A 24817-nucleotide genomic window follows, 5' to 3' on the forward strand; every position below is an offset into this window, starting at 1 on the left:
TGAGGACGTCCGGTCAGACAATCACCTAAGGGCTTGCGAGCAGGAGTATACCTGCCTCTATGTCCAGTATACTCCATAAAAAGGAATAGTGAAATGGGGAGTGAATGGAATGATGATACGAAAAAACTATTTATTGAATATGGAAACGGTAGGAATGATGGAGCGATACGACGCCAATGGTGTCGAGATGACTACGGTAGTGGAGGGAGACAGCACTTTCCATGTTAGGCAACCGCGCCAGGAAATCCTGAATAACACGTTAAACCACTTTGGATTGGATCTGGATGGCGGACTAGCAGCAGCCAAATCCGTACTGGGCGGTAAATACAGACTGCCCGTCTGCATAAACGCCCAGCTGGGGATGGTCTGGTTCTCCACCCGCTCATTCCGGAAAAGAGGAGGAGTCTGGTTTTCCTACATCCACATTCGTGACTTAGAGGAAATGAACGAAAAGGAAACACTGGTCCACACAAACTACGGTCATTGCTTACCAGTAAACTTAAGCAAAAATCAGCTCGCCTTCAAAAGGGATCAAGCAGCCTATCTGCATACGACCTTCCATGAACGCTCATTGGGTAAAAAGACCTTTTATTACGAACCGGGAAGCGGAATCACCTTTTGCAAAGAACCCGGGGAGGTCCATTACAGGGTGAAAGGAAATGAATAATAAAAATCTATGAGACCGCTGAATTGGCGGTCTTTTCTTAGGGGTGGACTAAGTGAGAGTGGGTATTATTTAAAATCAGAAAAATAGTGATTGTAAAAAATGGAATGATACATTATGATTAGTAAAAAGTTAATATTTAGGGAAGTAAGTACGTATTTTGAAACGAATATTTGCTATTTTACTATCTTTTGGACTAGTTTTAGGTCTCTCGTTTGGCGCAAATGACGTTGCCAGTGCCAAAACAAAGGTGAAGGCTTATAAAAACTGTACAGCATTGAATAAAGACTACAAAGGAGGCGTAGCCCGTACATCTTCCGTTAAAAATAAAGGAGGAAAAACGAAATACAAGCCTCACGTTTCAAAGGCGCTTTATGATGCCAATAAAAAAAGCGATCGCGACAAAGACTTTATCGCTTGTGAAAAGTAAGGATTATTCAAAGAGACCTTTTATAGGAAGGTCTCTTTGAATTTTTGTAGGTAAAACGTGTTCCATATTGATTGGAGCGGGTGTGAGAGACTCCTGCGGAAAGCAAGTGCCTGAAGAGGACAGTTCATTTTTGTACAAAACTAAAAAAACGGAAGCTAAAGCCTACACAGGTTTTTAGCTTTTTTCTCGTGGGTTATCTTTCAAACCGTCCAAAATGTGTATTTTCCCGATTTATAAGTGCATCCCCAAGATTGATTCTGCTCATAAGTCTTTCATGGTCAGAAGGAAAACGTTCTTTAACATTTGCGACACCCTCTGTTGTTGGGATATTACCATTAGGCATAGGGCGTTCTTCTCTTTGATACCCAGGGTTCAAACTATCATTATTAGGGTCTCTGCGAGCATCAAGGTTCCCGGCAGTATTATTTGGATCATTGTTATTATCTTGTGGCATATATTTCACTCCTTCGCTTATATTATCCGCTGATGGCACTAATCTATTCGCACGCTGTACCTTATCCTTTATTTATTTGCAGCAACGCCAATTTCTCTTGAATGATCAACAAGTACGAGGGGGCTTTTTTATGCTTTAAAAAAACTTCTAAATATTATGATTGACTTACATTTTAATTTGTCTTACAATTTCAATGTAAATAGTCGAAAGATTCAATCAAACGGAAGGAGAACTTTCTTAAGATCTAATTCACTTCAACATGAAGCATGACAACATACTGCGCGTTAACTTTATGTCAATTCCGGAAATGACGTAAGGTTCTGTCATAATTTCAATATCTGAATGTCTAGAGTTATCTAAGTATTATTGCTTTAGAAAAAATGAAAGCGAATACATACTCTTTGGAATGGAGTGAATAACTTGAAAAATCAATCAAATCTTGCTGAATCCACTGTGATTGCTCCGGAGGTCGAAAGTAAGAAAACAAATTTCTTCACGAAGTTTAAAACCGCCTATGGTCCAGGAATTCTTGCCGTGTTAACGTGGCTTGGCGCCGGGGATTTGGTGACTTCTTCTGTTGCCGGTGCAGATTATGGATATAGTTTAATGTGGATTTTAGCTCTGTCATTAATTCTTCGTTTTCTTATCGTTAATGTTATTGCACGGTTCCAGCTTTGTAACACAGAGGGTTTAACCATTCTTGAAGGCTATGGACGTATCCACCCATTTTTCGGTTATTTCATGTTTGGTTATGCATTAATCATGGGCCATCTGTTTAATGCCTATATGATTAAGGGAGCGGGAGAGGTATTATCGACACTCTTCCATGTCAATCAGCCATTCTTAGCTTCAATGGTAGTTGTAGGATTAGTGTTTATGCTTATTGGCAGGAATATTTATAATAGAATTGAAAGTGTAATGAAAGTGCTTTTGGCATTATTGACCATTGCCTTCTTGTTCCTGGCCATTCAAGCTACACCGGATGTGGGGCAAATCATTAAAGGTACAGTTGGTTTTAGCATTCCAAGTGATACTGGCGTTCATGGAGCATTATTGGTGGCGATTTCAATTATCGGTGCAGTGGCAGGATCGATTTCGAACTTTGTACATCCATATTTCATGAAGGAAAAGGGCTGGACGAAGCCGAGTCATGTCAAGGTTCAAAGAAATGACTTACTGTTTGCCATCGGAGTTTGCATTGTGATTAATTTAGCCATTTGGGTGGTTGGGGCAGAAATTTTAAAACCGAATGGAATTCATGTGGAAACGATTGATGACTTGGCAATGGCATTACAAATGTCGTTAGGACAATTTGGCTGGTACATTTTTTATCTTGGGGTATTTGGCGTATTGTTCGCGAGTATAGTAGGGAAATCAACTGGTTTTCCAAGATTGATAGTAGATGCCTTTTACGTAATAAATAAAAACCGACGCGAAAAGTACAATGGTAAATATGAAAAAGATCCAATGTTTAAATGGGTCATGATATTTGTATTAGTTACGCCGCTTATTTGGTCCATTCCCGGCATGCCAGGTTTCATTGCATTGACAATTGGCGTAAATGCAATAAATATAATCGGCTTTCCGGTAATCGCAATTGGCATGCTCGTGCTTTCAAATAAAAAAAGCTTGATGGGAAAATATAAAAACAATTGGTTCGAAAATATTATTCTAACGTTAGCTTCCGTTTTAGCGATTTGGTCCGCCGTTCAATTAGCTACTACCTTTTTTTAAAATAATGGTAGATTATAGATAGAGACGTAAAACAAAATAGGTTATGTCAGCATTTGAACCCGATGGGGTCCTACTTTATTGGAAGTGAGGTATCAATGATGAAACCGAAAGTAATCGTTTATAAGAAAGTGGATCAAAAGGTGTTGGATTATATTCAAGAGACTTGTGATGTCGTTTATTTTGAGGGTCTTGATTCACAAAACTATCCTGAATTTCTTCAGGAGCTGAAGAACGCACAAGGTATATTAGGCTCAGGATTAAAAGTGGATAAAACTTTACTGGATCAAGCACCGCTATTAAAAATCGTTTGTAATTCATCGGTTGGTTACGACAATTTGGATGTAACCGAGTTGTCCAATCGAGGAATCATGGCTACGAACACTCCCGAGGTATTGAATGAGACAGTCGCCGATACGATCATGGGTTTGATGCTCTCCACAGCGAGAAGAATGCCTGAGTTGGATCAAATGGTAAAGTCAGGGCAATGGACATCGAATATCGGGGAAAAATCGTTTGGATTGGACGTCCACCATAAAGTATTAGGAATTATCGGGATGGGCGGAATCGGATCTGCCGTTTCAAAAAGGGCCCGTTTTGGGTTCGATATGAACATCTTATATCACAATAGATCCAGAAACGAAGACGCGGAACAAAAGTATGGAGCTGCATACTGTTCCCTGGAAGATCTGTTAAAGCAATCTGATTTTGTCTGCTTGATGACACCGCTGACTCCTCAAACCGAAAAGATGATGGGGGAAAAAGAATTCAAGCTCATGAAAGAGTCCGCCATCTTCATCAATTGTTCAAGAGGGAAAACAGTGGATGAAGAAGCCCTGATCGATGCGCTAAAAAAAGGAGAAATTCACGCGGCAGGACTGGATGTCTTTGTACAGGAGCCCGTCCAGGAAGATAACCCGCTGCTTTCCATGAAGAATGTCGTCACTCTGCCTCATATCGGTTCCGCAACATATGAAACCCGCCTGAAAATGGCGATGCTGGCCGCAACAAACCTTGTCGCCGGATTACAGGGCGAAACTCCGCCCACGTTGATTAAAGCTGGCGTAAAGGTGAAGTGATCTTTTATAAATTAAGCTGGATAGCCTTGATTGGGGCTATCCATTTTTTTGTTTGGATTATTATTTTTACTCATCCTGCAAAACAAAAAGCCCTCCCATAAAGGAGGGCTTTTATATCAATTCCCCAGACTTTTGTTATACATCAACCACATCTGCCATTTCATCAAAATCGGAAATTACGATCTATCAAACAGTTCAGCACAAGAAATACCTGGGTTTGAACTTCTTAGTCGCTCTGTTGTTAGCGCTTTCGATTTTAAGATTATTTCAAGCTCATGATCATCCTACTGGAACCTACTGAATCCTACGGATACGTACAAGGGCCAGAAAAAATAATAATTTCAATCAAAACCCTTCTCACTTTTTTACCTTTTCATGTGTTATGTTTTTAATATAGTGACTGGGGAGGGACCGTATTGAAAAAGAGTATAAGGATATTACTATTGATTATGATTGCGGTGCCTCTTGCGGGCGAATTCAAGTTTTACCCCTTCGATGATACATTCAGAGTCAGTTTGGGAACCCCCGTCTTCTTCTTGTTTTTACTATGGGGGAGGAGCATCCATCCGATTATTGCAGGCATAGTGACGGGAGTGAGTGTGTTTTTTTTGCGTTTTTCACTTGCTGTCGGGATACGGGACATATCCGTTGAGGATGCGATCTACCTTCATGTTCCCGCCTTTTTCTACTACTTCATTTACGCGTTGGCCTTTCATAAAATGAAATTGAACGAACGGCACGATCAGCCGTTCATGATCGGGCTTTTAGGGGTATTGATCGAACTTTTTGCAAGTGTATCGGAGATGACGATCCGATCCATCCTGGCGAATCAGGGCACACCCATGTTAGCCATTGACCAACTTGTTTTAATCGCCTTTATTCGAAGCTTTTTCGTTCTCGGCTTTTTTAATATATTAAAGCTAAGAGAAGCGAAATCCGCAGAAGCGGAGCAACGCATCCAAAAGGAACAAATGCTGCTTTTCATTTCAAGTTTGTATGAGGAATCGGTTCAACTGAAGAAAACGATGCAAAATGCGGAAGAAATCACCCGCACTTGTTATGACTTTTACCGTCGGATAAAAACAAGGGGGACTTATGGAAGCGATGCGCAAACTGCGTTGCAGATTGCCGGTCTCGTGCATGAGATCAAAAAAGATAACCAGCGGATTTATGCGGGGCTGTCGAAACTTATGTCATCCAAAAACCTGCAGGAATATATGAAGATCGAAGACCTTGGTAACATCATGATCGTGTCCAATAGACGATATGCAGAGTCCCTTCGCAAAGTTATTACATTTACCTTGCATATAGATGATGACCATCCCCCTTATCATGTATATATGGTATTATCATTAATAAATAATTTATTGGCCAATGCAGTGGAAGCCATTGAAGAAGAAGGATACGTATCACTGCATGTGAAAAGGAAAGATCAATTCGTGGAGTTTTGCATCTGTGATAATGGCCCCGGCATTGCGCCAAAGCAGAAGGAAATCATTTTTACAGCAGGATATACAAAGAAATTCGATGCGGCGGGAAACCCTTCGACGGGAATTGGCTTATCGTATGTGAAACAAACAGTTGAAAAATTTGGAGGACATATCAGGCTAATGGATACCTATAAAGAAACCGTATTCATCGTAGGAATTCCGATTGATGCTATTATGGAGAAAGGGCTAACGAGATGAATTATTTCATTATAGATGACGATCCTGCCATTCGGGGAATGTTGACAGAGATAATTGAAGACGAAGATTTAGGCAAAGTGGTGGGAGAAGCAGAAGACGGAGCTTTAGTGAATAATGGCTTGTTGTTTTTAAAAAAAGCAGACGTTGTCTTAATTGATTTGCTCATGCCATTAAGGGATGGAATTGAAACAATCAGGTCTCTTGCTGATGGATTTCAAGGAAGATTTGTGATGATATCGCAAGTGGAAACGAAAGAAATGATTGGTGAGGCGTATAGATTAGGAGCGGAATACTACATTACAAAACCGCTGAACCAAGTTGAAATTTCATGCATATTAAACAAAGTGAACGAGCGAATACTGGTGGATCAATCGATCCAGGGCATTCAAAAGTCGTTGAACGTGTTTACGGACCGCCCGAAGTCTTCTAAAACCTTTCATACAAAAAATATCATGGAAGCCGGACGGTCCTTGATTTCTGATTTAGGTATGATTGGCGAAGGGGGAAGCGAGGATTTATTAAACATTTTAGGATTCCTCCAAAATGAAAAGCAAAGACTCGGTCCTGCCTACTCGTTTCCATATTTAAAGGAGATTTTTGCTGGGATTGCTGCTGAAAAGCTGGGAGATCAAGCGAAAGAGGCCGAAATCCAGAAAGAAATGAAAGCTTCCGAGCAGCGTGTCCGTCGCGCTCTTAACCAGGCACTCATCCATATCGCTTCATTAGGATTGACGGATTATATGAATCCAAAATTCGAAGCCTATTCATCCACATTTTTTGATTTCTCGGAAGTCCGAAAAAAAATGCTGGAGCTAGAAGACAAAAGCAAAAAAGTAAGCAGTCAGAGCCGCAATAATATGAAAAAATTTATCCAAGTGCTGTTTATGGAAGCAAGGCAGATGATGAAATAATAAACAAGTAACACAAGTGGAATAGATTGAAAATTCACAAAAACATTTTCTTATTTTTCGTTGGAAGAAGCATAAAGGCAAATCCGTTTATATGGGATTTGTCTTTATCGCTATTTTCTCCGTAGTTTTTTATGGCTCTTTTCGTAAAGATTGTTGTTTTTAAACGAAACTATTTAAGGTTGATTGGAGCGGAAGTGCGAGACTCCTGCGGGAGCAGCGGGAGAGGTGAGACCCCACAGGCGTTTACGCCGAGGAGGCTCACCGCCCGCCCCGCGGAAAGCGAGCATCTTGAGGGGAAATCAACCACAACCCACTACCTGGTAAATAGCAACAAAGTATGTGAAAATAGCCTTTTTTATAAACAGAATTGTTTCAAATCTATAGAAAAGGATAAAGAAGTTCATTCGTTTTCTATTCGTTGATTAATTCCATCGCTCTAACTTTGGGATGCCTCTAGTGAAAAACTTAGCAATAAATTTAGGCATATTCATATTTTCCATCATATGATTTTGAACAACTTTTTGCATTTCTATCGCAGTAATGTTTTGAGTGAATTCACCATTTATATAACAATGACTGCAATATTTAGTACTTATCCTACCATCTTTTTCAGTTCCACCACCTAATTCATCTTTAGATAGCGGCATTCCACAACTCTGACATGCTTTATAATTTTTCATGATAATTTCTCCTACAAAAAGTTTTATCCTAAACATTATCTAACAAACAAAGTTAAGTCAAGACAATATGAATCACATCTCATCGAAACGAATCAAACGTTGATGTGGGTGTTGCAGTTCTTATGAAAGGCGGGGCTAGCGAAGCTTTAGGCCTTCAAATAATCATAAAAATAACCAGCCAAGCTATTGCTCAACTGGTTACTGGCTTTACATGTTAAATTAAAGTTTAAAATGACGATTCATTATGGCAACTGTTGTGCAAAATACATTGAAATCATTCGAAATTTATGATAAGTTAGTATAGAAACACATTTAAATATACACAAGAACGGTTTACCCCTTACTATAAGTATAAGGTAAAACTCACCTCTAGTCAACCCCTAATTTCTCATTTTTTAAAGGAGTGTCCGTTATGAACAATGAAATTCGGCAGGAGCAAGAACGTTTGAATGAGGTGATAGAAACCATCACGAAACAAATCAGCAAAATTGAAGGAGAAACTTCAAAGCGTAAAAAAGAAGTTGTTAATATCCGTAAACACTTTTGGGATGACCTCAAGGTTAATATCGATACTTTCGATGATTACCTCGAGACCATCATTGGCTTGAGGCAGCAGGCTCAAGACTTGTCACAAAGCGAAGGCGCACATAGATATGCCTTCAAGAGGCTGTCAACACTGCGCCGCATGCAGGAAGTGCCTTATTTCGGCCGGATTGATATCACTGAAGAAGGGTCTCCCCTTACGGAACAAATTTATATTGGGACTTCCACTCTTACTGATGCAACAGGAGAAAACTTCATTATCTACGATTGGAGGGCCCCGGTTTCGAGTGTTTATTATGACTATCCTCCCGGTCCTGTAGAATACTCCACTCCCGGAGGCGTAATTCGGGGAATGCTGGAGAACAAGTGGCAATACACCATCAAGGGAGGCGTTATCGAATCCATGTTCGATACGAGTCTCACCATTGGGGATGAGATCCTGCAGCAGGTACTGGGCAAGGGAACGGATAAGCATATGCACAGTATCGTGTCCACCATTCAACGTGAGCAAAATAGGATCATCCGGAACGATCGCGGACGTCTGCTCATTGTTCAAGGTGCAGCTGGCAGCGGGAAGACATCAGCTGCCCTTCAACGGATCGCTTACTTGCTCTACAAGAACCGGGAAAGGCTGAAAGCGGATCAAATCATTCTATTCTCTCCAAACTCCATGTTTAATAACTACGTATCCAATGTGTTACCCGAACTTGGCGAAGAGAATATGCAGCAGGTAACATTCCAGGAATATCTGGATCATCGTCTGACTGACTCGTTTCAAGTTGAGGATCCTTATGAGCAACTGGAATATTTGCTGACTGGAGCGGAGGATCCTTCCTATAGCACCAGAACAGCGAGTATCCAATTTAAGGCATCCATTCGCTTCTTTGAAATCATCAAGACCTACAGACAATCACTGGAGCAATCCGGAATGATCTTTAGAGGGGTGAAGTTCCGAGGGGAAACGCTCGTCTCCGCCAAACAAATCTCGGAAAGATTTTATAACACAGACACCACATTAAGATTTCACAATAGGATTGAAAAGCTGAAAGAGTGGTTATGTGAGCTACTTGATGAAAGGGAAAAGTTTGAGTTGAAACAACCTTGGGTCGAGGAGGAAATCGAGTATCTTAGCAAAGAAGACTACCAAAAGGTATACACCCATTTAGAGAAAAAACGCGACCATGATGAAGATTCCTTTGACGATTATGAGATGGAAAATAAAATGCTTGCGCGTATGATTGTTCGAAAGAAATTGAAGACGTTACGCAAGCGGATAAAAGCACTTCATTTTATAAATATTAAGGGCATATACAAGCAACTTTTTGACGAACAAATACGGATCGAACTGTGGAATGAGGGTGAAACACCTGCCGAAAGGGAAATTTGCTTATCAACCCAAAAAATGCTGGACGAAGGTAAACTGTATTATGAAGACGCGACTCCATTTTTGCTGCTGAAGGAGTTAATTCAAGGATTCCAGTCGAATACTTCTATAAAATATGTGCTTGTAGACGAAGCACAGGATTATTCTCCATTTCAATTCGAGTTTTTGAAACGATTGTTTCCTTCTGCCAGGATGACCGTGCTCGGTGACTTCAACCAGGCAATATTCGCTCATGCCAGCGAACGGGTGGATTTCCAGACTCTTACCAGTTTATACGGGATAAGTGAAACCGAGAGCATTACCTTGGATCAAAGCTACAGATCCACAAAGCAGATTATAGAATTCACACGTGAACTAATTCCAGAAGGCCATCGAATTAAGGCATTCAATCGTGAAGGCGAGAAGCCGGTACTCACTCAAGTGTCCAGCCGTGATGAATTGCACCGCAAAATCATGTCTAAAGTCAAAGACTTTCAAAGCCGTGAGTACAATACAATCGCAATAATCTGTAAATCTGCTGCCGAAAGTGCCGCCGCATACGATGCCCTTAATGCCCACGGTGAAATTAAACTCGTACAGAAAGGCACAAATGAATATGAACAGGGTGTAGTTGTTATACCGGCTTATTTGGCCAAAGGCATCGAATTCGATGCAGTCATCATATATGATGCATCCATGCAAACATACAGTGATGAGAGCCTGCGTAGATTGTTCTACACCGCATGTACCAGGGCTATGCATGACTTGCAAATTTATACGGTTGGCGAACCCAGCCCCTTCTTGAAAAACGGTGCAACGGAGAGTTTACTTCTGACCTCCAAATAACAAGGCATGGAGTCATTATTAGTGCTTCCTTTTTTCTCCTTTCATTTTATTGCTCTTTTATCGAAATACTATAAAAGAAAATCTTTAGAAAAGGAGGAGATGGATTGACTAATGATAAAGAAAACACATCCGTAAGAATTGATGGCGCGGAAACGGGAGCGAATCATGCTGCTGGTGAAGCAACAACTCAATCAGTTAATGATGGGCATTATCATTATCCAGGGCCCATGGAAGAAGGCTATAGCGGAAATACAGGAAGAGCAGTACAGCCTGCCGGGAAAAAAGATCCTGATGTTCCTCAGAACAAAGACACATTTAATTACACCCGTAATGTAAAGTAGATCCGTCCAACATCATAGGGTGTTTAAGTAAATAAAGGATAGGATTTACCATAGTCGAAATTTGGAAAACAGCTTTTTAGAAACCTGTGTAGAATTAAATTCTATGCAGGTTTTTTTATTAGGGTAATTTTTATAAGACTGATTGCAGTGATAAAACATTCAAATTTGATTATACATTGGCATCAGGAAATTATTTTATATAAATTCAAAATAATGTAAAAATAGATTGACTGACTCATTAAACTGATATATCATATCTCATATATAAAACATCATATGTCAAAGCTAAATGAAAGCGCTTTCTACAAAATAAAGGGAGGGATCATTAACAGGGAGAACCGATGACTCTTTTTGTCTTCCATCTTTTAAGGACAATAAACATGGTCTGTATTGTTTTAGGAGAAACCCAGTCGCGTGAGATGTAAGTAAATGCTTTTTCATAATTGAATAATTTGAAAAACATTATAATTGGGGGATGGGAGAATGGAGATTCAAAAAGAACTTGATATCCAATCGAATAAGACCTTTTTACAAAAGATATGGAATAGTGTAAAGGAATATGGTCCGGGAATTATTATGATTCTTACCATGATGGGAGCGGGTGACCTAATCACTGCCTCTGTATCTGGTGCTAGCTTTGGCTATAATTTAATGTGGCTTCTTGTATTATCTCTCTTAATTCGGTTTGTCATTTGTAATATTATGGGGCGGTACCAGATATACAATAATCAAGGAATGACTATTTTAGAAGGATATGCACGCCTCCATAAATTCTTCCCTTTCTTCTTTGGAATCGCCTCCCTGGTAATAGGGCATTTAATTATAGCGCAAATGATTAAAGGTTCAGGAATAGCCCTCAATTGGATGTTTGGAATTGGCAACGATTTCATTTGGTCAGTTATTGTTGTTTTAGTTAGCTTGTTCATAGCGGGAAGTAATGCTTATAAAAAATTAGAACTGGTCATGAAAGGTTTATTGGCTGTTTTAACAATATGTTTTATAGGATTGGCCGTATATAGCGGACCTGATGTCGGGAGTATTCTTAAGGGGACGGTTGGTTTTGGTCTGCCAGAGGATACAGGTGCATATAGCGTTATTTTGGTAGGTGTTTCATTGGTGGGCGCAGTAGCAGGTTCTCTTACCAATTTAATTTACCCTTATTTTTTACAGGATAAAGGCTGGACGAAACCAGTTCATAAACGGATTCAACGTAATGATTTGTTATTCGGGTTTATTGCAGCCATTAGCCTTACTTTAGCCATATGGATAGTTGGAGCTGAAATCCTCCGTCCTAATCAAATCCAAATCAAGGACATAGATGATATATCCCGTGCTTTATCCATATACATGGGTGATTTGGGATCCTGGGTTTTTTACTTAGGTGTTTTTGCTATCCTTTATAGCAGTGTAATTGGAACAGCGAATGGCTATGCCAAGGTGATTACGGATTGTTATTACAAGGTGACGAATAAGGTATTGACTAAAGAACAGAAAATAGAGGGAGACAACAAATTTAAATGGATTAGTTTATTTCTCCTAATTTCACCAATTATCTGGTCTATACCTGGGACTACTGGATTTGTTGCCCTGACTCTTTTTACGAATGCACTGAATGTAGTAGGTTTACCAGCAATTGCGGTGGGTCTTCTAATCATTTCTAATCAGAAAAAATATTTGGGCAAATATACGAACAACTGGTTTGAAAACATCATGCTAATAGGGACTACATTATTAGCGATTTGGGGATCATACCAACTTCTCTTAAGCTTCTTCTCTTAATTTGCTAAAAGTGTATTTATGTCATGGGGTCCAAGGTGTACGTGCATCAGGAATAAATTGTTAATCTATTTTAACCAAATGCTATAATGGATTTAACAATGTTCAGAAGGAGAATAAACAGAATGAGCGACGATATTATAACAAGAATAAGTATGCAATCACGGTCTGTACGAGAGTTGATTTATGAGGAGCTTAAAGAAGCCATATTGAACAAAAGATATGAGCCTGGAACACATCTAAGAGAGAGGGAACTGGCCAAAGAGTTTAATGTAAGCACTACACCGGTCAAAGAGGCTTTGAGACAGCTTGAAAAAGATGGATTAGTTGTCACACAGGCAAGAAAGGGTTCATTTGTTTCCGAAAGTGTCATGAGCTCAGTGGAAGAAATAAGATGGGCTAGGGCAGCACTGGAGGGAGTTGCGGCACGGTTGGCTGCAAAGAAAAGAACACAAGAGGAATTAGAGAAGCTTGAATCTATCCTAAAAGAGATGGAAGCTTACACAAAGGAAAAAAATAGCGAAATGCTTAAAAAGTATAATAGTGAATTCCATGATTTCATCCAACAAACGGCCAAGAATACTTATATCTCCAATCAAATAGAAGCAGTATGCTCCTTTGACAAGTTTTTTAGAGAGAAAGCTATGTCTCATAAGGAGGAACACGAACGGGCTTTTAATGATCATTATTTCATTTTTGAGAAGATAAAATTGCAGGATGAGGTAGGTGCAGAGGATGCCATGCGCAATCACATTAACCGTTCTACAACTTTTACCTTAAACAAAAACAGCGGCAAGTAAAGTCCCTTAATTTTGGAGAAAGGTATCTTGAAATTTTACGCCATCTCTCTCTTTTGTGTTTCATGAAGATGGCGTTTATGTTGTTAAGCCGGTTCAGTTATCTAGTTCATTTAGTTTGTATCAAAGGTTGATAGTGAATTTTATCGGTATAGGTAAAACTCTGTACTAATTTATGATATATCAAATATCAAATATCACTTTTTAACGACAGCTAAATATTTCATAATAAAAATCCAAAGGGGAGATGGGTTTTGTGTTTAACAACAAATTGAAATCTTCGTTCTATACAGATCAACAGGAAACAGTATTTGGAATATTTATTGGTTTTCCAAGTACACAATTGGTTGAAATGGCCGGATATAACGGATTTGATGTTGTTGTCATTGATAATGAGCATGGGATGTTTTCGGCTGAAAATATCGAGCATATGGTAATTGCATCAGAGAATGCAGGAGTGACGCCTTTGGTTCGAGTTGGCTCAAGCAATCCTAGTGAGATTCTAAAAGTGATGGATAGAGGAGCCCATGGAGTTCACGTTCCCCAGGTTGATGAGAAGGAACAGGCTGAAAAAATCGTTGAGGCAGTGAAATACCCTCCAAGGGGGAAAAGGGGAGCAGCATTTTCAATGAGGGCAGCTAAGTATGGCACAGTACCGATTCATGAATACTTGGAACACGCTAATCAACAAAGTTTAGTTTGCATTCATATTGAATCTAGAAAATCAATGGAAAACCTTGAAGAGATTTTAAGTGTTGAAGGCATTGATATGGTTTATATCGGTCCTACTGATTTATCAGTTTCCTTAGGTTTTGGGGGCAGGATTGATCATCAAGAAGTTTTAAAAAGTATTGATAGAATTTACGAAACTGCCAAAAAGTATGGAGTGAGAGTTGGGATACATTCAAAAGATAAAGCTGGTGCAAAAAGCCGAAAAGACTGGGGTGCAGATTATGTAGGCCTTACAGTGACATCTTTGATTAACCAGTCTTTTAAGGATTATATAAAAGATGCAAAAAGTGAAACAGCTTTAGAATCATAATAAAAAAGGGGAGAGGAAATCAATGAGTTATTCAACTTTCAGTGAAAAGCTTTCAACCATTACCGCAATTAATATTGTACCGTTTGAAAAGGAAACAAAGGCGATTAATTGGAAAGGCTTGGAGGAGAATATTCAATTTCTGCTCAAGCACGGAAGCGAAGTGATTGTACCAAATGGGAACACTGGTGAGTTCTATGCTTTGACCCTAGAGGAAGCAAAAGACATAACAAAAGAGGTTGTCCGCCTGGTAGATGGAAGGGCGACTGTTGTAGCAGGTGTCGGTTACGCTGCAGACATTGCAATAGACCTGGGAATAGAAGCTCAAAAAGCCGGTGCTGATTGCGTTATGATCCATCAACCGATTCACCCGTACATTACAGAAAAAGGTGCAGTACAATATTTTAAAAAAATCATTGATGCACTGGATATCCCATCTATAATCTATTTTAAAGATCCAAACCTGAGTGATAATGTCCTAAAAGAATTATCATCTTTGGAGAAACTTGTTGGAGTCAAATACGCTATTAATGATTTACCGAGATTTGCAAAAGTTGTTTCAGATATACCTAAAGAGCACAATCTAGCTTGGATTTGTGGTACAGCAGAAAAGTGGGCTCCATTTTTCTTTCATGCTGGTGCAGTTGGATTTACTTCTGGACTGGTGAATCTATATCCGGCAAAATCATTTGAATTATTAACGGCATTACGTCAAGACAACAAGGAAATAGTGTGGAAAGCCTGGCATGAGATATTGCCATTTGAGGATCTTAGAGCAAAATATAACAACGGCAATAATGTCGTTGTGATTAAAGAAGCTATGGAACAAATGGGTCTAACTGCCGGTGTAACTAGGGAGCCCGTTTCTCCTTTAGATGAGCCGGACCAAAAAGAAATATACAACATTCTTAAATCATGGAATTTACCTTTTGAAAGTGTACGCCTTTAAGTTACATCCTGGTGAATTTGGCTAAACTCAATTTTTTATTCATTTGCCTGCCTTGTTGACAAGTTTATAGAAGGAAACGACCTCGTTTTTAATTTAGAACAGTTCGGACATAATATACTTGGAGGTGAAGGAAATGAGTAAAAAGACAGGAAGAGGTCGCATCGCACCAAGTGTTAACCCGCAGGGACATGGAAAAGATGTGGAATTCTCCACCGAGCCTAAAAGCGATCTTGAAAACAAGGCAAAAAAGTCCAATACAAAATAAACGTATTGGATAAAAATGCGGTCATACTTTATAAGGAAAGCCCTTCTCTTAGTCGAGAGGGGCTTTTATAATCTAGAAGGCTTTAATCATCATATTGGTTTGGTTATGGAAAAAATCCAATCCTTACTCCTCGTTTTTTGTCGATGAATCATACGTTTTTGAAGCAGCGGGATGTGAAAGAATAAAAGGATGGGGTTACCGTTAAAAAAATACCAAATACATATACTGCTGTGCTAATATGAAAGACTGAACTTAAATAAATGAGAGGAGTTACAAATGAAAATAAATCGATTAATAGCGAACAATATAAGCCATTTGGATTCATCACTGCCAGACGACCAATCATTAGGAATTGCTGGTTTATCAGGTTCCGGGAAGACGACTTTTTGTCAAACCATTGGCGAAGAATCCAAGAAGCGTCTCGTTTCCTTATTGCCGAAGTCTGAATATCAGTATTTATTCCCTAATATTATGGAAACCAACTTCAGTGCAATCAAGATGGAGGAAATGCCTCTGGTCCTTTTTCTCGGCAAATCATCCATTTCAGCTAATCCCCGTTCGACCATTGGCACACATACTGGTGTGTTTAAAGAGATACGTGTTTGTCTTGCAGAAAAATTCAATCTTTCTCCGGAAGTTTTTTCATTTAATAATGCCTTAGGATGGTGCCCCACTTGTAAAGGACGCGGTACGACGAAAAACGTCGAATGTCCAAAGTGTGAGGGGAAGCGCTACAATCAAGAAGTCGAGCAATATACCATTGAATTATTAGACCGCCCGCATACTATATCCGATATCAACAACTTAAGCATCGAAACGATCCTTTCACTCGCAGAGACCTTACATATAAGTGAAGCTAAACAGCATATTCTCCAAAATATTATCAATATGAATATTGGTTATTTAGGCTTGAACCGTATTATGGGGACAGTGTCAGGAGGGGAATTAACCCGGCTTTATTTGGCCGAGTTCATGGCAACAAGTGAAAATACCGTGATCATCATCGATGAAATCTCCGTCGGTCTTGATCATCAAACCCTTTTGAAAATTTTGGAGCAGATTAAGCAATTAGGTTATAAAAATCAAATTTGGCTCATTGATCACTCCGACACGGTGCTGGATAGCACGGATGACCAATTGTTCTTTGGACCCGGCAGCGGAAAATATGGCGGGAAAATCGTTGAGGAATCACCGCGGCCCAAACCAATCAGCTGGAAGCGTAATGAAGCAGCGCCAACGGAATCCTATCAATTTCAGGATCTCTACTGCCGTAATATTCAAATGGAAGAAATCCGGATTCCCAAGAATAGACTCGTTACCTTTACGGGTGAGTCCGGCTGCGGTAAATCTACACTAGTCAATGAATGCATCTCCAAAGATTTTCAGAAGCGGTATCCAAAGGATAAGCTGGTCATGGTCGGGCAGGACCGAAATAAATCGATCACCAGCCGGTCGACCGTTGCGACGTTTCTTGATATTAAAAAGAAGCTAACCAAATACAGTGATGAAATTGATGATATTTTTCAGCGTTCGATCGAAGATATCATCGAAGAACTCCCAAAAGAAGACATCGCTCATAAACGTTTGAGCTTATTGATCAAACTTGGGCTTGGTTATTTGACGTTAGAAAGAAAAACACAAACATTATCGACGGGTGAATTTCAATGTGTCCACTTAGTTTCCGAGCTATTTGCGAAGACAAGAAACCCGCACACGCTGTTCATTTTTGACGAGCCTTCAAAAGGGTTATCGCAAAATATTTTAAACCAATTCATTGACAGTGTCAGGGTCATTCTGGAGGATGAATCCGTCTCCATCATCATGATTGAACATAATGCCTATATGCTGGAAAGCTCGGATTATATCGTGGATTTTGGCAAAAGACAGCTAACACCTGTCCAGCATCTTGACGTTGTCAGTCATGATGATTATTACATGCACAAAAACAGTGACGAACGGGTGGAGCCCTTGCATATCTCTTCGACGCTCCGGTCAAAAACTGGTATCGATTATTTACAGGAAAATCATCTGGACTATTTCAAAAACGCAGAGAACGTCTATAAGGGCGGCATTTTAAAAAGCTTATCACCAATCGCTCGCGTGATTTATGGGGAGTACGAGTCCGACACGATTGCCCCTGTGATCGCCATTGATCTTGAACGGCACTTGTACAGTCAATATACGTTTCTTTATGAATTGGGCGGAATGATCAACCATATAGTGGCTGCACATCCGACCAATAAGGATACAAGAAGCTTCGATTTCTATTCAGCAGAAAATCATTGTCCAAGCTGTTCGGGACGCCGCGTCATTGAAAAATTCGATTTCGATGTAGTCATACAAGACAAAAACGTGCCATTCTGGGATGGTTTATTACATCCGGACGTGATGGAAGTATTAAAATATTATCAGCATTCCAAACTGCAATTCCTGTTTGATGAGATCAAGAATGAACTCGGTCACGACATTAGTAAAAGCTATAATGAGATGACAGATGCCGAAAAACATACCTTCTTATATGGGTATTGGGAAAAGTCCTTTTACGATAAAGCAGGCAAGGCATCGCGAATTTGGGAAGGGTTCAATTTCATCATTGGGCGCTATATCTTCGTATCGAAATCAATCATTAAAGAGCAGATGAAAGAAACAAAAGAGATGATCGACTGTCCAATCTGTCAAGGAACGGTTCTCAAACATCATAAAAAGCTGATGTTTGGTGATACGGACATTCGCGAGATCATCCAACAGCCAATTGATCAAGTCATCAAAATTGTAGGAAAGCTGCCGGAACTGGAAAAACTAAAAGAGATTGTGGGCGGCGATATGGCACTCACCGATGATGTCTCATTCCTTCCACGTGAAACAAAAGCGGCGTTGAAAATGCTCGAACTCGAACTAGCAAGCTTTGTCGGCTATGAAGTGGTTTTACAAAATACCCAACCATTCTGGGACAGCATTAAAGGCAATATCGAAGCAATCAGCAGTAAAAATCAGATCACCATCTGTGACTTTGCCAATATTAACGAAACAAGAGAAACCATTATTGATAAATATTTCACCAATGGCAAATACAAAAAACTAACCTATGTCTATGAAGCATTCGGCTACAAAAAAATCGTTACCCAAATCAATAAAATTAAAGCAAGTCATAAATGCCCATTCTGTAATGGCAAGAAAGTCATTTCAGAAGACAACATCCATGACGGTGTGTATAAATTAACGATCCCTTGTGTGAGCTGTCATGCCAGTGGCATCGATGATGAAGGGCGTAAAGAAATCGTCGAAAGCATCGACGTCCAGACCTGGCTGACAGGGAAAGTGAAGGATGTCGTGGCCGAAGGTGAACGCACCGAGGCCGTGGCCGATATCCCCATTTTCACCCGGATACGTGAATTGAACAAACGAGACATGATGGCGGTTTATCAATGCCTTGACGAGATAAAATAAATGTAACAGCACTCTATTGAAAATCAAGTTTGTCTACAGTTTTATAAAGCTTTGTACAATTTGAACTTTGATTTCCACTCCAGGCACTCGCTTTCCGCGGGCGGTCAGGGAGACTCCTCGGCGCCTTTGCGCCTGCCGGGGTTTGCCTTGGACACGTTTCTCCCGCAGGAGTCTCGCACCTTCCGTTCCAATCAACTTTGGTTTTAAATTTAAATAAAAATCATATTTGTCTACAAACTAAAAGTCCGCCATTTACGGCGGACTTTTTTATTATTTTCCAGGATGATCTTCTTGATAAACGGGAAGTGTTATTGAAATCGTTGTTCCCTTATTCAAAGCGCTAGTTAAATGAAGTGTACCATTCATCGTTTGGATGGTCTTGACTGCCACCATAGATCCCAACCCAGTCCCTTTTTCTTTGGAACTGTAATAGGGCTCGCCAAAACGATTTATTTGTTCCTTGTTCATTCCCACTCCATTGTCACTGATTTCGATAATGATATCGAAATTATTTACATAAGAAACAATATTAAGTTCCCCGCCGTTTGGCATTGCCTCTATACCATTCTTGATGAGGTTTAGGAAGCATTGCTTGAAATGTTGAATATTCCCCCGGGTGATGCCTGGAGCCAACTGATTAGATATAGTAACTAAATTCATGTTAGCCAATGGTTTTATCATTTCAATTACATACCCTATTTCACGGTTAATTAAAATATTTTCCACTTTTTCGATTGCAGGTTTTGCAAATGCTAAGTATTCACTGATAATGGATTCTGCACTATTAAGCTCTCTAACTACGTGTTGTATATATTGTTCTCTTACTTCCTGAGTCAGATCAGGAGCCTTTAGCAGTTGAACAAATCCTTTCACAACCGTTAAAGGATTTCTAACTTCATGTGAAATGCTGGCAGCAAGCTGACTGACTACCTCCATTTTTTCAAGCCTTATCATTTGTGTCCGGATTATAATGGCATCCTTTAAAATTTCCATGATATAAACAGCTAAACCAATGATGAAAGGAGGGAGGATGATAAAGTAAAATACATACGCCTCAGTTATTCGAAAATGATTAGACATACCGAGTGAAATAAAGCTGGTTAGTATTCCTAGAAACAAAATTAATAGTATCGAGCTATTTAGCTTATTTTTTCTATTAAAATTTTTGAATTTGGAAGAAAGTAGAGCCGTTATAATGAATATAACGATATAAACAATTAACGTAAGTAAATTAAAGCCATAAAAAGCAAACCTAAAAGTCAATATGATGACTAACAGGGCAGCCCCTACAGGCCAACCACCATAAAGGGTTCCTATAATAAAAGGGATTTGCCTGAGATCATGGACACAATATTCATCGATATAAATAGGAAACTTCATACATAAAATAATAGGAATGCTCATGCATGCAGTGATAAGGGTTTTGCCATACTGACTTAACCTTTTGCCATGATCTAATAAAATGTAATAAATCAAAATACTTACTAAGATATAAAAGAGATTATCTAATATGTTTTGATTGATATAAATAAAATTCATTGGATTCTCCTGAAAAAGTAACCGTTTGGTTTATTATACAAGAATAACACCAAAAAAGAGAATCTTAATAAGTAATTTATTTACAGAACGACTTTAAATTTTAAAAAAAGAGTTGGTTAAGGTTAATGTATTTATTTAATTAGAATTATTTAACGATTCATCCGTTCGAATTTGGTTATTACATAATAAAGGAAATATAATAGAGGCAGAGGTGATTTTCATTGAAAAAATGGACAAAAGAAATAGAAATAAATGCCCCAATTGAACAGGTATGGAAGTTTCTTGATGGTTCTGTAGAAAATATGCAAAAAATCATGCCTCAAGTAGTTGAACAAAAGCCGGTTAAAATAACGGAAGAAGTGGTTGGAAGTGTATATCGCCAAAAATATCGAGAAGGAAAACGAACAGAAGAGTATGATATAGAAACATTGGAATATTTGAATGAAACTAATGAGAAAAAGCTTAAAGTAGGCTTCATACTTGCTAAAATGTTTGAAATTACGGCTTTTTATGAACTAAATAAAATCAATGACAATAGAACTTCCTTTACATATACAGTCACCAGTCGCCCGTTAAAGTGGTTTTTGAAATTACTTTTAGTATTTGCCACCGATAAAGTGGTCGTGGAATTTTTAGACCGTGTCAAAAAGGTAGCTGAAGCAGAAACAAGTGTATCAGAATGAATTAAGTCAATCTTCTATAGGGGGAAAACAACTTGTCCATGTTGGAGGGTGTGCTTTATCGTTTCATTCCACTGCAGGCACTCGCTTTCCACGGGCGGTCCGCCCTCGGCGCTTTTGCGCCTGTGGGGTCTCCCCTTGGACGCGTATTCCCGCAGGAGTCTCGTACACCCGCTCCAATCAACTCTGCGTGAAAACTAAATTGACACAGCAACACAAATAAAAAAGAATCCATCTTTTTTCAAGATGGATTCAGACTGATATACAAGCCCCATGTTTCAATATGATGCCAGTAAAAAAAAAGCGACCGTGGCAAAAGGCTTAATCGCTTGTGAAAGATAATAATTATTCAAGAGACCCTTCCGAAAGAAGGGTCTCTTATTTTAACGAAATGTTTCTGCAGGGTTAGGCAAATGATTATCTGAATGTTGAACGTCTCTGGTTTTGTTATTACATCAAGCGATAGCAAATTGCATTGGCTTCTGCTATACCTCAATCTCCATCCCGATGTTCCGTTCTTTCGATTGGCTGTAAACACCTTTTGCCACAGCGAGGTCAAAGTAAGCAGCACCGACTGATTTAAAGAAGGTAATTTCCTCTTCATTTTCCCTGCCTGTTTTGGTCCGCATTACAAGTTCATAAAGCTCCCCATGAATATCATTAAACGACCAATTTCCCCGATTGGCAGCATGAATGAGCTCTCCTGCTTCAGCCTTAACGCCCGCCAAATCGTCGACGATGATTTTAGCAGCGCGTGATACCGTGGTATTATCCACTTCTTTCATATCCGGCAAATAAGACCCGACCCCGTTAATGTGTGTGCCCGGCTTTAAATCCTGTCCATTAAATACTGGCTCGTTCGAGCGGGTTGCACAGCAAATGATATCTGCTTGACGAACAGCTGCTGAAACATCTTCGCAAACTTCAAAAGGAACGGTTACTCCGAATGCCCGCAGCTTTTCACCGAATTTCTGCGCTTTCTCTCGTGTGCGATTTACTAATAAAATACGCTCAATGTCCCTTACGGCTAACACACCAATTGCTTGTTCAAATCCCATAGCTCCTGTTCCGATGATCGTGAGAACCCTGGCATCTTTACGAGCAAGAAAGTCTGTGGCAATGCCGCTCAATGCCCCTGTTCTGAGACGTGTTAAATAGGAGGCATTCAACAATGCTAAGTGTTCTCCATTTTCTGCATCTGACAGTAAGATGACTCCTTGTGTGGTTGCCATCCCCCTTGAAGGATTCTTTGGAAAAATGGTAACGACTTTGACCGCCGAAACTTCTTCAGATAAATCAGCGCTTGGCATGTAAAGGGCCGATGCTTCGTGTTGAGGAAAAGCAAGAACTGTGCGATGAGGGTTGTCTATTTTTTGAGCACCATGTGCACGTAATACGGCCGTTACATCCGCTATTGCGTCTTTCATTCCATATGATTGTTGAATTTCCTTCTCACTTATTACCAACATTCAATTGTCCTCCTTGAAGTAAAAGATCCATAGTTTACATGGCACTAGTATTATGCGTTTCGTCCAATTTCTGATTGCTGCGATCCTTAACTGCCCAAATCGCTGCTAGTGACAGGACAGATGCAAAAATAATATAAATGGCGACAGGAACATAGGAGTTATTAAACCTATCAAGTAAAGCCGTTGCAACTAGCGGCGCTGTTCCTCCTGCCAGAGCTGCCCCGATTTGATAGCCAAGCGTGATGCCGGTATAACGGATCTTTGCATCGAAAATTTCCGAGAACATCGTTCCAAGAACAGCTGTGATGGGGGCCCAAATAACCCCTAAACCTATCACTGTTGCAACGATTAATAGCAGGACCGATTTTTGCTCCAGCAGCCAGAAGTATGGGAATGCAAACAGTGCCATCCCAATCGTTCCGCCTATAAACAGCTTTTTGCGGCCAATCTTATCAGATAAATTCCCCATGATAGGTATTAAAATCGTTGTTATAATTGTTGCAATCATGACTGCAGTTAATGTAGCTGTCCGGGAGAAACCGAGATTTGCAGTAGCATAGGATACGACAAACGTGCTGAAAATATAAAATGGAGCTGTTTCTACCACTTTGGCTCCGACGGCGATAAGCACTTCACGCCAATAATTCTTAAGAGTTTCCACAATCGGCAGCTTTGGAACTTCTCCCGATTCCTTCACTTTTTTGAAAGACGGTGTTTCATCAATTCCTTTACGAATCCATAGGCCAAAAAATACTAGCAGAGCACTAAAAATGAATGGTATACGCCATCCCCAAGTCATGAATGCGTTTTCAGGAAGCAGTGTCATAATGGATAGGGCAACGGTTCCAAGCAGCATTCCTATCGTAACACCCATTTGGGGAATGGCTCCGAACAAGCCCCGTTTCTCAGCAGGAGCATATTCAACGGCCAATAAAAGCGCGCCTCCCCATTCACCGCCAATTCCCAGACCTTGTACTAAGCGTAACGTGATTAATAGTATCGGCGCCCAAATCCCAACGGCTTGATACGTAGGAAGAAGCCCCATCCCAAAGGTTGCGACCCCCATTAAACTAAGTGTTAAAACAAGGGTTTTCTTTCTCCCGATACGATCGCCAATATGGCTGAAAATCACTCCGCCAAAGGGACGGATGAAGAATGCTAACGCAAAGGATGCATAGGAAAGCAACAGCCCTATTGTCGGATCCTCATTCACGAAGAATAGCTGGTTAAACACGAGAGCTGAAACGGTCCCATATAAAAAATAGTCAAACCACTCAATTGAACTTCCGACTAAACTCGCAATTAAAATTCGCCGCATTTGTTTCTTCTCCATCTTGAGTCACCCCATTAAAATTGAAGTGTCACTTCAATTTATTATTTCCTTTATTGTAAATAATTTATAATTTTCTGTCAATTATTTTATTAATGACGGAACATTCCTCAAAATTTGTACTGTATAATGAAGCTAGATACTATGTAAAAAAAAGGGGGCATCTCCATGCCTTTTGATTCAATCGGGGAAAAAATGAAATCATTGAGGAAAGAGCGAAAACTAACATTAAAGAGCCTTGCTGAACAAACAGGCGTTTCGATCAGCTTTTTATCACAAGTAGAACGGGGTAAATCAAGCGTCACATTAGAGTCATTAAAAAAAATCGCTGATACATTGGATGTCAGCCCAAGTTTCTTTTTTTCTGAGGAACGTTCCCAAGAAAATTCAGATTATAATCATGAACAATTTCACTATCAGAATTTATCCAGCGGCATTCGTGATGCTGTTTTTTCGCCTATTCTTGTCACCTTAAAGCCAGGAGAAAATAAAGGAAGCGCCTTTTCTCATAGCGGACATGAATTCTTATTCATTATCGAAGGGAAGTTAACAGTGGAAATAGAGGGAGAAAGAATGGAACTCCATGAACAGCAGTCGTTCATGTTCGATGCTAGAAAAGCCCATTACTGGTTTAACTTCTCGGATCATATTGTCCGGTTTTTGGTGGTGTCGTCGAAATAACGTCACGGTGCTGTGTAATAAAAGTATATCCAGTTAACGAAACATGTCGTATAAAAGGATAGATGTAAACAGGGATTCCTCACTGTTCATCTATCCTTTCTAACTGTTAATTTGT

21 protein-coding genes are annotated in these 24817 nt (G+C 39.7%); 16 read left to right on the forward strand and 5 right to left on the reverse strand.

Going from position 1 to position 24817, the window contains the following annotated elements:
• Positions 1–109: 109 nt before the first annotated feature.
• Together A6755_RS06770 and A6755_RS06775 are read left to right on the forward strand one after the other, a co-directional pair.
• The gene (locus A6755_RS06770) at positions 110–667 is read left to right on the forward strand and encodes a competence protein ComK (RefSeq protein ID WP_063590193.1); all 558 of its coding nucleotides are present in this window, start codon (positions 110–112) and stop codon (positions 665–667) included.
• Between the two features lie 157 nt (positions 668–824).
• On the forward strand, positions 825–1094 hold the full coding sequence (locus A6755_RS06775; protein ID WP_063590194.1) for an excalibur calcium-binding domain-containing protein: 270 nt from the start codon (positions 825–827) through the stop codon (positions 1092–1094).
• A 193-nt stretch (positions 1095–1287) separates the two neighbouring features.
• On the opposite strand, the gene A6755_RS06780 is transcribed toward A6755_RS06775, so the two are convergent.
• On the reverse strand, positions 1288–1548 hold the full coding sequence (locus tag A6755_RS06780) for a hypothetical protein (RefSeq protein WP_063590195.1): 261 nt from the start codon (positions 1546–1548) through the stop codon (positions 1288–1290).
• 411 nt (positions 1549–1959) lie between these two features.
• On the opposite strand from A6755_RS06780, the gene A6755_RS06785 reads away from it, so the two are divergent.
• The 4 genes from A6755_RS06785 (at position 1960) to A6755_RS06800 (ending at position 6957) form a co-directional block, all read left to right on the forward strand.
• A complete protein-coding gene (locus A6755_RS06785; RefSeq protein WP_244889644.1) occupies positions 1960–3282 on the forward strand; it encodes an Nramp family divalent metal transporter in 1323 nt (440 codons plus the stop codon).
• A 98-nt stretch (positions 3283–3380) separates the two neighbouring features.
• Complete coding sequence (locus A6755_RS06790; RefSeq protein ID WP_063592471.1) at positions 3381–4358, forward strand: 2-hydroxyacid dehydrogenase; 978 nt, start codon at positions 3381–3383, stop codon at positions 4356–4358.
• 416 nt (positions 4359–4774) lie between these two features.
• Positions 4775–6046 carry an ATP-binding protein gene (locus tag A6755_RS06795; protein ID WP_084737502.1) on the forward strand — a complete coding sequence of 424 codons (1272 nt, stop codon included), beginning with the start codon at positions 4775–4777 and terminating at the stop codon, positions 6044–6046.
• Positions 6043–6957 (forward strand): response regulator, encoded by a 915-nt coding sequence (locus tag A6755_RS06800; protein ID WP_063590197.1) that lies wholly within the window; start codon positions 6043–6045, stop codon positions 6955–6957. The genes A6755_RS06795 and A6755_RS06800 overlap by 4 nt, the downstream gene beginning before the upstream one ends.
• A 422-nt stretch (positions 6958–7379) precedes the next feature.
• Here A6755_RS06800 and A6755_RS06805 read toward each other — a convergent pair whose 3' ends face one another.
• Positions 7380–7637, reverse strand: a complete 258-nt coding sequence (locus tag A6755_RS06805) for a zinc ribbon domain-containing protein (RefSeq protein ID WP_057276990.1) — start codon at positions 7635–7637, stop codon at positions 7380–7382.
• Between the two features lie 412 nt (positions 7638–8049).
• Between A6755_RS06805 and helD the strand changes: the two genes are divergently transcribed.
• The 8 genes from helD to A6755_RS06845 all read left to right on the forward strand — a co-directional run bounded on the left by helD (position 8050) and on the right by A6755_RS06845 (position 19003).
• Complete coding sequence (gene helD / locus A6755_RS06810) at positions 8050–10389, forward strand: RNA polymerase recycling motor HelD (RefSeq protein WP_063590198.1); 2340 nt, start codon at positions 8050–8052, stop codon at positions 10387–10389.
• Between the two features lie 104 nt (positions 10390–10493).
• Positions 10494–10730, forward strand: coding sequence for a hypothetical protein (locus A6755_RS06815; protein WP_063590199.1), 237 nt, complete (start codon positions 10494–10496; stop codon positions 10728–10730).
• A 483-nt stretch (positions 10731–11213) separates the two neighbouring features.
• A complete protein-coding gene (locus A6755_RS06820) occupies positions 11214–12509 on the forward strand; it encodes an Nramp family divalent metal transporter (RefSeq protein ID WP_063590200.1) in 1296 nt (431 codons plus the stop codon).
• Between the two features lie 122 nt (positions 12510–12631).
• Positions 12632–13306 (forward strand): GntR family transcriptional regulator, encoded by a 675-nt coding sequence (locus tag A6755_RS06825; RefSeq protein ID WP_063590201.1) that lies wholly within the window; start codon positions 12632–12634, stop codon positions 13304–13306.
• Positions 13307–13559: 253 nt separating this feature from the next.
• Positions 13560–14345: an HpcH/HpaI aldolase family protein gene (locus A6755_RS06830; RefSeq protein ID WP_063590202.1), complete on the forward strand. Its 786-nt coding sequence runs from the start codon at positions 13560–13562 to the stop codon at positions 14343–14345.
• Positions 14346–14367: 22 nt separating this feature from the next.
• The gene (locus tag A6755_RS06835) at positions 14368–15291 is read left to right on the forward strand and encodes a dihydrodipicolinate synthase family protein (protein ID WP_063590203.1); all 924 of its coding nucleotides are present in this window, start codon (positions 14368–14370) and stop codon (positions 15289–15291) included.
• Positions 15292–15424: 133 nt separating this feature from the next.
• Positions 15425–15556 carry a small, acid-soluble spore protein L gene (gene sspL / locus A6755_RS06840; RefSeq protein ID WP_034304091.1) on the forward strand — a complete coding sequence of 44 codons (132 nt, stop codon included), beginning with the start codon at positions 15425–15427 and terminating at the stop codon, positions 15554–15556.
• 276 nt (positions 15557–15832) lie between these two features.
• On the forward strand, positions 15833–19003 hold the full coding sequence (locus A6755_RS06845; RefSeq protein ID WP_063590204.1) for an ATP-binding cassette domain-containing protein: 3171 nt from the start codon (positions 15833–15835) through the stop codon (positions 19001–19003).
• A 270-nt stretch (positions 19004–19273) separates the two neighbouring features.
• On the opposite strand, the gene A6755_RS06850 is transcribed toward A6755_RS06845, so the two are convergent.
• Positions 19274–20542 (reverse strand): ATP-binding protein, encoded by a 1269-nt coding sequence (locus A6755_RS06850; RefSeq protein WP_063590205.1) that lies wholly within the window; start codon positions 20540–20542, stop codon positions 19274–19276.
• Between the two features lie 221 nt (positions 20543–20763).
• Between A6755_RS06850 and A6755_RS06855 the strand changes: the two genes are divergently transcribed.
• Entirely contained in the window at positions 20764–21225 is a 462-nt protein-coding gene (locus A6755_RS06855) for an SRPBCC family protein (protein ID WP_063590206.1), read from the forward strand.
• Positions 21226–21707: 482 nt separating this feature from the next.
• Here the strand turns inward: A6755_RS06855 and A6755_RS06860 are convergent, their stop codons facing one another.
• Both A6755_RS06860 and A6755_RS06865 read right to left on the reverse strand, forming a co-directional pair.
• Positions 21708–22691 carry an ornithine cyclodeaminase family protein gene (locus tag A6755_RS06860; protein WP_063590207.1) on the reverse strand — a complete coding sequence of 328 codons (984 nt, stop codon included), beginning with the start codon at positions 22689–22691 and terminating at the stop codon, positions 21708–21710.
• A 34-nt stretch (positions 22692–22725) separates the two neighbouring features.
• Positions 22726–24024: an MFS transporter gene (locus tag A6755_RS06865; RefSeq protein ID WP_063590208.1), complete on the reverse strand. Its 1299-nt coding sequence runs from the start codon at positions 24022–24024 to the stop codon at positions 22726–22728.
• 165 nt (positions 24025–24189) lie between these two features.
• Between A6755_RS06865 and A6755_RS06870 the strand changes: the two genes are divergently transcribed.
• On the forward strand, positions 24190–24702 hold the full coding sequence (locus A6755_RS06870; protein WP_063590209.1) for a helix-turn-helix domain-containing protein: 513 nt from the start codon (positions 24190–24192) through the stop codon (positions 24700–24702).
• Positions 24703–24817: the final 115 nt, after the last annotated feature.

The sequence above is a fragment of the Peribacillus frigoritolerans genome, from assembly GCF_001636405.1.
GTDB lineage: Bacteria > Bacillota > Bacilli > Bacillales > DSM-1321 > Peribacillus > Peribacillus frigoritolerans.